The organism is Kutzneria kofuensis, from assembly GCF_014203355.1.
Classification (GTDB): domain Bacteria; phylum Actinomycetota; class Actinomycetes; order Mycobacteriales; family Pseudonocardiaceae; genus Kutzneria; species Kutzneria kofuensis.
This window is the reverse complement of the sequence record NZ_JACHIR010000001.1, coordinates 8,156,453-8,167,147: the sequence shown is the minus strand read 5'-3', so window position 1 is coordinate 8,167,147 and position 10,695 is coordinate 8,156,453. Positions and strand designations below refer to the sequence as shown.

Sequence of the window (10,695 nt, the reverse complement as noted above, 5' to 3'; positions counted from 1 at the left end):
TCAGCGGCCCGCCTGGTCGACGACGTAGCTGGCCAACGTGCCCACCGTCTCCAGGTAGCGCTGCTCCAGGGTGTCCGCGTCGAACTGGAACCGCAGCAGCTCCTCGAGATGCATCAGCAGTTCGAGGGTGTTCACCGAATCCAGGCCCAGCTCCTCGAACAGCCGGGTCTGCTCGGAGATCGTCTCCGCCGGGCGGCGCACCATCTCGGCCAGCACGCCGATCGAGGTCTCGACCACCTGGCGCCGGTCCAGTCCGGTCTTGCCTTCGGTCATCTTCGTCTCCTCACACCTGTTGTCGTCGCTAGTGGCGGAACACCATGGCCGAGAACGTGGCGCCGAGTCCCACCGAGGTCATCACGTAGTGGTCGCCGGGCCGCAGCCGGCCGTCGTCGCGGACGGCGCGGTAGTTGATGAACGAGTCCGCGCAGAAGCAGTGCCCCAGCTTGGGCAGGTTCTCCAGCGCGATCCGGTCCCGGGGCAGCCCCACCAGCTTGGCCACCCGGAACCAGGACATCTGGTTGACGTTGTGCGGCAGCACCAGCGCTATGTCGTCCGGGGTGAGACCGGCGCGGGCCACCGCCGCGGTGATCACCTCGGCCAGCGCGGGCGCGTAGAGCTGGTCGAACTCCGTCATCAGCTCCGGGCTCAGGAACGGTCCGGTGTGGAACCGGCCGTGCGTGCGGGTGGCGTAGCCGATCATCACGTCCCGGTCGCCGCCGGCCCGCACCAGCACCGCGGCCATGCCCTCGCCCATGATCGCCGAGTCGGCGATCACCTGCGCGGACGGGGTGAACGCCTTCTCCCCGGCCAGGATCAGCGCCAGCGCGTCCGGGTCGCCGTCGGACGCCAGCAGCTTGCCGCACAGGTCCACGGCGAGCAGCCCGGAGGCGCAGGCGTGCTGGGTGAGCGAGAAGGCGGTGGCGTTCTTCAGCCCCAGGGCCTCCCGCACCTCGTGCAGCGGGTTGTACGGATAGGGCGCGGCCAGCTGGATCGTCCGGGCCTGCACCAGGTAGCGCACCCGGTGCTGCTGGCCGCGCAGCTCGGGCAGCCGGTCGGCCACCGCCAGCATCAGGTCGGCGCCGGAGCTGCCCGGCGCCAGCCGGACCTCGGCGAATCCGTAGAACCGGTGGTACAGCTTGATCTGCGACGGGCTCAGGCCGACACGCGCCAGATACGGCGTGATCGGCGTGACCTGCTCCGGGAGATAGCTGGCCACGGCGGCCAACGACGTCATCTCGCCTCCAGGTGCGGTAAGTTCGTGGTCCTACGATCGCGGATCACCGCGGCGCCGGTAAGGCGCCAAGGACCGGTCGAGTGACCGCGCCGAACGGGTAGGTCACCGGTCACCTACGTGCAACAGGACCTTGACCGCCTCGCGCCGGTCGAACAGCCGGTATCCGTTGGCGGCGGCGGACAGCGGCAGCCGGTGCGACACGAGCGCCGTGGGATCCAGCCGGTCGGCGCGCACCAGGTCGAGGACCCGGTCCCGGCACCGGATCGGGTCGCCGACCACGAACCGCACCGACAGCTCCCGGGCGAACGCGATGTCGGCCGGGAAGGGCAGGTCCGGCGAATGGTGCGCGCCGATCGAGACGACCCGGCCGCGGCGGGCCGCGGTGCGCACCGCGCAGCGCAGCGCCTCGGCGTCGCCGACCGCTTCGATCACCACGTCGGCGTCCGCGGCCTCCGGCGAATCCGGTTGGGCGGCAAGCCATCCCCGCGATCGAGCCCAGGCCCGGCGGCCGTCGTCCGGGTCGACCACCACCACGCGCGCCGCGCCGGCGGTGACGGCGGACATCGCCGCGCACGCTCCGACCGGACCGCCGCCGATCACGGCCACCGTCTCGCCCGGCCGCAGGCCGGCTGCTTCCACAGCGGCGTAACCGGTGGTGAGAATGTCTCCCGCGAACAACGCCTCCTCGTCCTCGACGTCGGCCGGGATCCTCGACAGCACAACGTCCGCGAACGGCACCCGCACGTACTCGGCCTGGCCGCCGGGCAGGCTCTCCCCCACCACCGTGCCGTAACCGAACAAGGTCGCCTCCGAACACTGGTAATGCCAGCCCAGGGCGCAGTTCCGGCACCGTCCACATGCCACCAGATCGGAGGCGAGGACGCGGTCGCCGACAGCGAACGGGACCTCGGTTCCGGCGGCGGCCACGGTGCCCACGAACTCGTGGCCCAGCACGGTCCCGGCCGGCAGGCCGGGGAGTTCGTGCCGGTAGGGATGGAGATCGGTGCCGCAGATCGCGGTGATCGTCACCCTGACCACGGCGTCTCGCGGCCCGCGCAGCTGCGGCATCGGCAGGTCGTCGTGCACCCGGACGTCGCCGGGCCCGTGGTAGACAACGCCTTTCATCGCACGTCCTCTCGGACAACACACCAGTCCTTGCCGGCCAGTTCCACCGTGACCGGATCGGCCCGGCCCGGCCAGGTCAGCTCGCAGCGGGTCGGCGCGACCCCGTGATTGATCACCACCGCGTGCCCTCGCTTCGGCACGATCTCGACGTCCGGATCGGCGCCGCCGATCGCCGGCCGCAGCCCGGCCAGCTCGGCGATCCGGCGGTAGAACCGTTCCCAGCGCCCGGAAGCGAGCAGGCCGGGCCGGTCGAGCAGACGTTCGAACGGGGCCGAACAGAACAGCACCCGGCCGGCGCCTACCCGGTTGTCCAGCACCATCGCCCGGTCGTCGCCGGCCAGTCGGGTGGCCGTGGTCGCGGCGACCCGGCTCCGCTGCCGCGCCGGCCAGTGCAGCGGCCACTCGTCGTCGTCCCAGCGCAGCACCGATTCGCCGCCCGGGTCCAGCCGGAAGTCCACGAGTTCGACCCCGGCCAGGTCCGCGCCGGGAAAGCCGTGCAGATGATCCCCAAGCGAGTAGTACAGCACGCCGCCGGAGTCCACGTGCGCCCGCAACCGGTCCAGATCGGTCATGGTCACCCGGGTGACCGAAGGGCACAGCACCAGCCGGTAGCCGTCCAGCGGGCCCGACACCAGGTCGAACGGCAGGTGGGCCCGCTTGAGCAGCAGGTAGGCGTAGAAGGCGCCGATCGTTCCCGGCTCACCGTCCAGGTAGGACGCTCCACCGCCGCGCACCCGTTCCGGCAGGTAGATCGCGATCGGCGGCCGGTCGGACCGGCCGCTCAGCTCTCGGCTCGCCGCCAGCCGGCGGAGTTCGGCCAGCGCCGGCTTCGCCCGGCCGTCGGGCCGGCGCAGCCCCACCGCTCGCTCGTTGGGCCGGTCCCGGTAGGGCTCCCCGGTGGCGGTGATGTCCTGCCAGCACCAGGCCAGCAGTCCGTTGCCGCCGTTGGCGATGGTGGACGCGCCGGCGGCCCGGAGGTAGCGGGCCGCGGTCGGCTCGTCCACGCCGTAGCTGCCGAACTCGTCCACGAACGGCGCCCCGTACGCGGCGGCGAACCGCACCAGGAACGGCACCAGGTTGGTGGCCTTGTACGAGTCGGTGGACTCGACCGAGCCCGGTGCCCACAGCGGGAATCCGTGCGTGGCAACGAGGTCGAGCGCGGCCGAGTTGTCGACGCCGAACGCCGAGCCGCCGAACACCCCGGTGGCGCCGGTGGCCTGGACCACGAGGGCCGACGGCAGTTCGGCCCGGATCGCGGCCGCCAGCCGGGCCCGCCAGGCGGCGACCTCCGCCGGGCCGAGCCCGCGCGCGGCCACCGGGTCGACGTTCTCGATCTCGTCGCCGAGGTCGAGCGCCAGTATGTTGTCCACTTCGGACAGTTCGCGGGCCACCCTGCGGACGAACTCCTCCTGCCGGCGCAGGGTTTCCTCGTCCCGCCACAGGTTCTCGCCGCGCCGCCAGGCCGGTTCGAGCAGCTGGCCGTTCATGAAGATCGTGCACACCGACAGCACGCACGCCAGCCCGGCCGCACCGGCCAGCCGCACCGCCTCCCGCAGCCGGGCGAACGACTCCGCCCGGTAACGGCCGGCGGCCGGCTCGAAGTCGCGCCAGAACACGAACAGCCGCACCGTGTTCAGCCCGTCCGCGGCCATCCGCCGGAAGTCGGCGGCCAGCACGTCCGGCGCCCAGTCGGTCCAGATGGCACAGCCGGCCCGGGACGGGTGGTAGTTCACGCCGATGGCGACGAACTCGGCCCCGTCCCGCCACAACCGCCCGTTCCGCACGGTGAAGGTCATGCCGGCACCGGTTGTGCCGCGTACCAGTGGAATGTCCGGCGCAGCCCCTCAGCCAGGTCCACCGCCGGCCGGTAGTCCACGGTCGCCCGCAGCGTGGTGAGGTCGGGCAGCCGCCGCCGGGGCGAGCTGGGCGGCGCGTCGAGCGGCCGCAGCGCGGGCCGGTACCCGGCCAGCGCGGTCACCTGCTCGGCGAGCCGGCCGATCGGGATCTCCTCCTGGTCGTTGCCGATGTTGGCGACGACCGCCTCGTCGCCGGCCAGCCGGGCCAGCGCCACGGTCGCGGTGACGGCGTCCTCGATGTAGCAGAACGCCCGGGTCTGGTCGGTCCCGTACACCGGGAACGGGTCCTGGCGGGCCAGGGCGCGGGCGATGAACTGCGGGACCACGTGCTCGTTGCCCATCCGGGGGCCGTAGATGTTGTGGTAGCGCCCGATCCGCACCCGCAGGCCGGCGCCGTTGTGCCGGAACAGGAACTCGGCCACCTGCTTGCTCAGCGCGTACGACGCGCGCGGCTGGGCCGGCTCGGGCAGCGCGAACGGCCCGTTCTCGGTGGTCGGGTAGCCGATCAGCCCGAGCTCGGCCGCGCCGTCGGCGACCTCGCTGGTGGAGCTGAGGAACACCGACTCCGGCTCCACGCGGCGGCACCAGTCGAGCACGTTGAGGGCCGCGCGCAGGTTGACGTCCAGCGTGCGGTTCGGGTTGTCGTGCACCCGCTGCACGCCGACGACGGCGGCCAGGTGGTAGACGTGGGTGTAGCGGCCGGTGAGCAGGTGGTTCGGGATGGGCTCGCGCAGGTCGTGCTCGACCAGCTCGGCCAACCGGGCCAGCTCGCTCAGGTCGGCGTCCCGCCGGCCACGGGAGAAGTCGTCCAGCAGGGTGACCTCGGCGTCCTCGGCCAGCAGGCGGCGGGCCAGGTGCAGCCCGACGAAACCGGCCCCGCCGGTGATCAGCACGCGCTCACCGGATGCCATGGCCGAACCTCCGGTACTCGACGTCCGGGGCGTCGGCCAGCTCGTCGGCCAGGACTCCCCACATGTCCACCACGACCGCGGGCGAGCGCATCTGCTTGCGTACGACCTCGTGCCTCAGCTGCTCGGCGTAGCGGGGATGGTCGACCAGCACCAGCAGCGCGTCGGCGTCGGCCAGGCCGGCGGGCAGCTCGACCGGCTGGTAGCCCAGGCCCTCGATGCGCTCCGGCGCCACCACGAAGTCATGGCCCAGCAGCCGGGACACCCGCCCCCGCAGCGTGGCCGCCACCTCGACGGCGGCCGAGCCACGCACGTCGTCGGTCTCCGGCCGGCCCTTGTAGGCCATGCCGCACACCAGAACCGTGGCCTCGTCCGGCGAGCACCCCTTGGCCGCCAGCGCCGTCAGCACGTGGTCGGCCACCACCCTCGGCACCAGCTCGTTGACGTGGCGCGCGGCCAGCACCATCGGTGGCCGGTAGCCGGCCTGCTCGGCGGAGTACCGCAGCAGGTGGGGATCCTTGATCAGGCAGCTGCCGCCGACGTAGCCGGGACGGGACAGGTCGGGGCGCGGGTAACGCAGGTTGGCGGCGGCGATCACCTCGTCGGCGTCCAGGCCCAGCGCCTCGGACATCAGCGCGATCTCGTTGCCGAACCCGTAGATCAGGTCGGTGTGCGAGTTGCAGGCCAGCTTGACCATCTCCGCGGCCCCGAGGCTGGACACCGTCACCTGGTCGGGCGCGACCGGGGCGAACAACTCCTCGGCCCGGGCCAGGGACCGCTCGTCGTCGGCGCCGATGACCTGCGGCAACGACACGATCTCGGCCAACGCCTTGCCCTGGATCGTCCGCTCGGGACAGAACGCCACCAGCGGCCGCGCCACCCGCTCCCGCAGCTTCGGGACGATCACGTCCCGGGTCGTGCCGACCGGGACCGTGCTGCGCACCACCACCAGCGTGTCGTCGCCGACGTGCTCGGCCACGTGCTCCAGGGCGGACGTCAGGTCCCTGAGGTCGGGCCGCTTGGTGACCGGGTGCACGGCGGTGCCGACGCAGATGATCACCGCGTCCAGCGGCGTGTCCGGCAGCTGGTCGGCCACGGTGAACCGACGGCCCAACTCGGCGGTCAGCAACTCGTCCAGTCCGGGCTCGAAGAACTGCGGGCGGCCGGCCCGCAGTTCGGCCCGCACGTGGGGGCTGCTGTCCACGCCGACCACCGAACGGCCCTGCCGGGCCAGCGACAGCGCCAGCAGCAGGCCGACGTAGCCGAGGCCGAGCACGCCGACCTGGCCCGCGTCCGGCCGGTTTCCCGGGTTCATCACGTAGTTCCCTCGCTCTCGTCACTGGACCGCGCCGCGACGGCCTCGGCCACCGCGCGCCGGCTGACCTTGCCCATCGCCGACCGCGGCAGTTCGGGCAGTGGATGCAGGCGGTGCGGCACCTCGTACGGCATCAGCCGCCGGGACCGGCAGAACGCCATCACGTCCGCCGCCGTGGCCGGCGGGGCCAGCACCACCGCGGCGTGCACCTGCTGCTCCCCGCCACGGGCGGGATGGCCGTACACGTACACGTCCCGGACGCCCGGGCACTCGCCCAGGATGCGGGCGATCCGCTGCGGGTTCACCTTGCGCCCGCCGACGTTGATGAAGCTCTCCTTGCGTCCGGTGAGGAACAGGTGCCCGGCCGCGCCGAGCAGGCCGGTGTCACCGGTGTCGTAGAAGCCGTCCTCTGTGGACACCGGGTCGGTTTCCCCGGCGTAGCCGAGGAACAGCGTCGAGGTGCGCACCTGCACCCGGCCCTCGCGGACCCGCAGCCGCACGCCGGGCGCGGCCACACCCACCGATCCCGCCGGCCAGTCCGCCACGGTGGCCGGATGGCAGGCGATCAGCCCGGTCTCGGTGCTGCCGTAGACCTGCCGGACCGGGCAGCCCAGCCGGTCGGCGGCCCGCGCGGCGAGTTCCTCGGCCAGCGGACCGCCGGAGGACAACGCGATCCGCATCCGTGACATCTCGGGCCGCAACACCGGCGTGAGCAGCCGGTACACCAACGGTGTCCCGAGCATGACCGTTGCGCCCGCGGTGATGGCGTCCAGCGCGCCGCGCACGGAGAACCTGGGCAGCAACCACAACGACGCGCCGCTGACTACCGCCGCCAGCACACCGCCGATCAGGCCGAACGAGTGTGCCGGCGGGACGGTGAGCAGCACCGAGTCCTCGTGGGTCAGCGCGAACGCCGTGCGGTAGCTGCGCGCACCGGTCAAGGCGCTGCGCAGCGTCTGACGGGCCAGCCGAGGCTCGCCGGTGCTGCCCGAGGTCAGTTGCAGCAGCTCACCGTCGGGACCGCCGGCCGGATCTGCCTGCTGAGCAGACAGATCGCGGTACCGCCAGCCGGCCAGCGAGCCCGCGCCCACGCCGTCCGGACTGACCACCGCGACCGCGCCGAACCCGTGCAACACCGAGCTTTCATCGGTCAGGTAGGAACTGCGCTCCTCCACCAGGGCGATGGTCACGCCGGCGACGAGCAGGCCGAGCACGGTGGCCACGCCGGCCACGCTGCCGTCGGCCACGACCACCACCGGGCCGGCCGGCAGTGCAGCGGCGCCAGCCGCGACCGCGAGGGCGGCGTCGTGCAGCTCCGCCCACGTGGTCACGACCGAGCCGCTCCGAACGGCCGGGCCGTCCGGATCGCGCTCCCGGTTGGCCCGCAGGTGGTGGCGCAACTCCAGCCGGTCAGCGCGCATGGCCGGCGATCACCGCCGCGAGCCCGGCCGGCGTGGCGTCCTCGAAGATCGCCATCAGCAACGTGGCCTGGAACTCGTCGGCGGCGTCCTCCTCGGCCGGTCCGTGCTGCTCGGCCAGCCGCTGCAGCACCTCGACCGCCCGCACCGAGTCGCCGCCGCACTCGAAGAAGTCGTCCTGGCCGGCCAGCGGCTCGCGGACCAGGACCTCGCCCATCAGCTCGCCGATGCTGTCGCTCAGGTCGGTCGACACGTCGTCCATCTGCTCCCCATTCCGTTGCTCTCGAACGCCTCGCGCAGTGCCGTACAAGCGATCTGCTCCAGTCGCGCGGCCGCGGGCAACAGCGAGGACAGCCCGAAGACACCGTGGAACAAGCCGTCCACCCGGTGCAGGGCGGTCGGGACCCCGGCGCCGGCCAGTCGCGCGGCGTACTCCTCACCCTCCGCGCGCAGCGGGTCGTGCTCGACGGTGAGCACCAGCGCCGGGGGCAGGCCAGTCAGGTCGGGCGCTCGCAGCGGTGACGCGTACGCCTGGAGTCCCTCGGCCGGGTCGGTGAGGTACTGCTCGGTGAACCACCGCATGTGCCGGCTGGTCAGGTAGTAGCCCTCGGCGTGCTCGCGCCGCGGCGCCAGGCAGTCGGTCACCGGGTAGATCAGCAGTTGGAAGTCGATCGGCGGGCCGCCGTTGTCCCGCGCCATCAGACACGCGACCGTGGCCAGCGTGCCGCCGGCGCTGTCCCCGGCGACCGCGAGCCGGTCCGGGTCGCCGCCGAACTCGTGGGCGTGTTCCCGGGCCCAGCGCACGGCACGGTACGCGTCCTGCACCGCGGCCGGGTACCGGTGCTCCGGCGAGCGCCGGTAGTGCACCGCCACGACCACGACGTCCGCGTCCCGGGCCAACAGCCGGCAGACGCCGTCGTGGGTGTCCAGATCGCACAGGACGAACCCGCCGCCGTGGAAGTACACCACCACCGGGCGGGGGCGCCGGTCGGCGTGCGGATGGTAGATCCGGATCGGGATGTCCGGCTCGGCCGGCACCATCTCGCCCCACACCGCCGGCAGTTCCGGCCCCGGCGGGAACGTGGCTCGCGCGTGGATCTCGCGCGCCTCGACGGCGTCGGTGACGGTCCCGCCGAGATCCGGATAGCTGGCGGCCATGCGGCGCATCACCGCCGCCGTGTAAGCCTTGAGCACCACGGCCCGCCTCCGTCCACAGTGATCCGCCCCGCTTCGGCCGGTACCCACGATCGCAATCGGTCCGCCTGCCACGAAAGCCGCTGAGGCGCGCGCCAACAACCTGCTCGATCCGGCATGCCCGAAGGTCTTCTTTCTCCTGCTGGGCAAGCGGAACAGGCTGGAACTACGATGTCCGACCGCGAAGGAGCAGCGATGACCGCACAGCTGGCAGTCGAGGACCCGGCGACCGGGGAGGTGATCGCGCGAATCGCGCGGACCGGCGCGGCGGAGCTGGCGGCGAAGGTCGACGCCGCCGCGGCCGCGTTTCCGGGCTGGGCGAGGCGATCCGTGGCCGACCGCGCCGACGTCCTGCGTGCCTGCGGATCCCGGATCGAGCGGCACCACGCGGAACTGTCCGCGCTGCTGACTCGGGAACAGGGAAAGCCGTTGCGCCAGGCCGAAGGCGAGGTCGCACTCGCGGCCGAGTGGTTCGCCCGCACCGCACAGCTCGGGCTGGCGCCGGAGTCACTGGGCGCGGGAGTCGTGCTGGAGCGGTTGCCGCACGGTGTGGTCGCGGCCATCGCGCCGGCGAACTACCCGATCATCCTGTCCGTCACCAAGATCGCGCCGGCGCTGCTGGCCGGCAACACCGTGCTGGTCAAGCCGTCGCCGCTGACCCCGCTGTCCAGCCTGCGGATGGGCGAGCTCCTGGCCGAGGTGCTGCCGCCGGACGTGCTCACCGTGGTCACCGGCGGCGGCGAGCTGGGCGCGGCCCTGACCGGACATCCCGACGTGCGCATGGTTTCCTTCACCGGATCGGTCCCGACCGGCCGGGCCATCGCCGCCCGCGCGGCGGCCGGGTTCAAGCACGTCGTGTTGGAGCTGGGCGGCAACGACGCGGCGGTGGTGCTGGCCGGCGCGGACATCGAACACGTGGCCGGCGAGCTGTTCCGGGCGGCGATGGTGAACAGCGGCCAGTTCTGCGCCGCCGTGAAGCGCGTGTACGTCCCCGAGCCGCACCGTGCGGAGCTGGTGGAGGCGCTGGCGGAGCTCGCGCGGAAGACCGTGGTCGGCCCCGGCTCGGACGCCGCGACCGACCTGGGGCCGCTGGTCAGTGCGACGCAGCGGCACCACGTGGTGGATCTGGTCGACGCCGCCCGCGCTGCCGGCGGCCGGATGGTGACCGGCGGACGGCGGCCCACCGGGTCCGGCTACTTCTACCCGCCCACCATCGTCACCGACCTGCCGCCGGACACCCGCCTGGAGACCCAGGAGCAGTTCGGGCCGGTCATCCCGGTCCTGGGCTACGACACCGTGGCCGAAGCGGTGGATCGGGCCAACTCCACCGAGTTCGGGCTGGGTGGATCGGTGTGGGGCGAGCCGCACGAGGCCGCGGCCGTCGCGGCGCGGCTGGACTGCGGCACCGCCTGGATCAACGCGCACGGAGACCTTCGGCACGACGTGCCGTTCGGCGGCACCCGCAACTCCGGCGTCGGAGTGGAGTACGGCTATTGGGGTTTGCTGGAATACACCAGGATCCGCGTGACCAACGCGCACGGCTGAGACGGCTGGCCGGGCCGGCGGCTGGCCGGCGGCTGGCCGGCGGCTGGCCGCCGGCCCGCCCGGGGCAACGGCGGCTGCGGCCGGCCGGTTCGCTCGCCCG

The 10,695-nt window shown here is 72.9% G+C and carries 10 protein-coding genes; 1 reads left to right on the top strand and 9 read right to left on the bottom strand.

Going from position 1 to position 10,695, the window contains the following annotated elements; translation table 11 throughout:
- The 9 genes from BJ998_RS37170 to BJ998_RS37130 form a co-directional block, all read right to left on the bottom strand.
- Positions 1-273 carry an acyl carrier protein gene (locus BJ998_RS37170; protein ID WP_184867962.1) on the bottom strand — a complete coding sequence of 91 codons (273 nt, stop codon included), beginning with the start codon at positions 271-273 and terminating at the stop codon, positions 1-3.
- Positions 274-301: 28 nt separating this feature from the next.
- On the bottom strand, positions 302-1,234 hold the full coding sequence (locus BJ998_RS37165) for a 3-oxoacyl-[acyl-carrier-protein] synthase III C-terminal domain-containing protein (protein WP_184867961.1): 933 nt from the start codon (positions 1,232-1,234) through the stop codon (positions 302-304).
- 102 nt (positions 1,235-1,336) lie between these two features.
- On the bottom strand, positions 1,337-2,359 hold the full coding sequence (locus tag BJ998_RS37160; RefSeq protein ID WP_184867960.1) for an FAD-dependent oxidoreductase: 1,023 nt from the start codon (positions 2,357-2,359) through the stop codon (positions 1,337-1,339).
- Positions 2,356-4,155, bottom strand: a complete 1,800-nt coding sequence (locus tag BJ998_RS37155) for a cellulase family glycosylhydrolase (RefSeq protein WP_184867959.1) — start codon at positions 4,153-4,155, stop codon at positions 2,356-2,358. Before BJ998_RS37155 ends, BJ998_RS37160 begins: the two co-directional genes overlap by 4 nt.
- A complete protein-coding gene (locus tag BJ998_RS37150) occupies positions 4,152-5,126 on the bottom strand; it encodes an NAD-dependent epimerase/dehydratase family protein (protein ID WP_184867958.1) in 975 nt (324 codons plus the stop codon). Before BJ998_RS37150 ends, BJ998_RS37155 begins: the two co-directional genes overlap by 4 nt.
- Positions 5,113-6,438: a nucleotide sugar dehydrogenase gene (locus BJ998_RS37145; RefSeq protein ID WP_184867957.1), complete on the bottom strand. Its 1,326-nt coding sequence runs from the start codon at positions 6,436-6,438 to the stop codon at positions 5,113-5,115. Before BJ998_RS37145 ends, BJ998_RS37150 begins: the two co-directional genes overlap by 14 nt.
- The gene (locus tag BJ998_RS37140; protein WP_184867956.1) at positions 6,438-7,859 is read right to left on the bottom strand and encodes a class I adenylate-forming enzyme family protein; all 1,422 of its coding nucleotides are present in this window, start codon (positions 7,857-7,859) and stop codon (positions 6,438-6,440) included. The genes BJ998_RS37145 and BJ998_RS37140 overlap by 1 nt, the downstream gene beginning before the upstream one ends.
- Positions 7,849-8,118, bottom strand: coding sequence for a phosphopantetheine-binding protein (locus BJ998_RS37135; RefSeq protein WP_184867955.1), 270 nt, complete (start codon positions 8,116-8,118; stop codon positions 7,849-7,851). The genes BJ998_RS37140 and BJ998_RS37135 overlap by 11 nt, the downstream gene beginning before the upstream one ends.
- The gene (locus BJ998_RS37130) at positions 8,094-9,053 is read right to left on the bottom strand and encodes an alpha/beta hydrolase (protein ID WP_184867954.1); all 960 of its coding nucleotides are present in this window, start codon (positions 9,051-9,053) and stop codon (positions 8,094-8,096) included. Before BJ998_RS37130 ends, BJ998_RS37135 begins: the two co-directional genes overlap by 25 nt.
- A 192-nt stretch (positions 9,054-9,245) precedes the next feature.
- Between BJ998_RS37130 and BJ998_RS37125 the strand changes: the two genes are divergently transcribed.
- On the top strand, positions 9,246-10,595 hold the full coding sequence (locus BJ998_RS37125; RefSeq protein ID WP_221338254.1) for an aldehyde dehydrogenase family protein: 1,350 nt from the start codon (positions 9,246-9,248) through the stop codon (positions 10,593-10,595).
- Positions 10,596-10,695 lie beyond the last annotated feature (100 nt).

Bases quoted from the DNA above. Each gene is read 5' to 3' on its own strand.
- BJ998_RS37140 (WP_184867956.1), bottom strand. From the start codon at position 7,859: ATGCGCGCTGACCGGCTGGAGTTGCGCCACCACCTGCGGGCCAACCGG.
- BJ998_RS37150 (WP_184867958.1), bottom strand. From the start codon at position 5,126: ATGGCATCCGGTGAGCGCGTGCTGATCACCGGCGGGGCCGGTTTCGTC.
- BJ998_RS37135 (WP_184867955.1), bottom strand. From the start codon at position 8,118: ATGGACGACGTGTCGACCGACCTGAGCGACAGCATCGGCGAGCTGATG.
- BJ998_RS37155 (WP_184867959.1), bottom strand. From the start codon at position 4,155: ATGACCTTCACCGTGCGGAACGGGCGGTTGTGGCGGGACGGGGCCGAG.
- BJ998_RS37145 (WP_184867957.1), bottom strand. From the start codon at position 6,438: ATGAACCCGGGAAACCGGCCGGACGCGGGCCAGGTCGGCGTGCTCGGC.
- BJ998_RS37165 (WP_184867961.1), bottom strand. From the start codon at position 1,234: ATGACGTCGTTGGCCGCCGTGGCCAGCTATCTCCCGGAGCAGGTCACG.
- BJ998_RS37160 (WP_184867960.1), bottom strand. From the start codon at position 2,359: ATGAAAGGCGTTGTCTACCACGGGCCCGGCGACGTCCGGGTGCACGAC.
- BJ998_RS37170 (WP_184867962.1), bottom strand. From the start codon at position 273: ATGACCGAAGGCAAGACCGGACTGGACCGGCGCCAGGTGGTCGAGACC.
- BJ998_RS37125 (WP_221338254.1), top strand. From the start codon at position 9,246: ATGACCGCACAGCTGGCAGTCGAGGACCCGGCGACCGGGGAGGTGATC.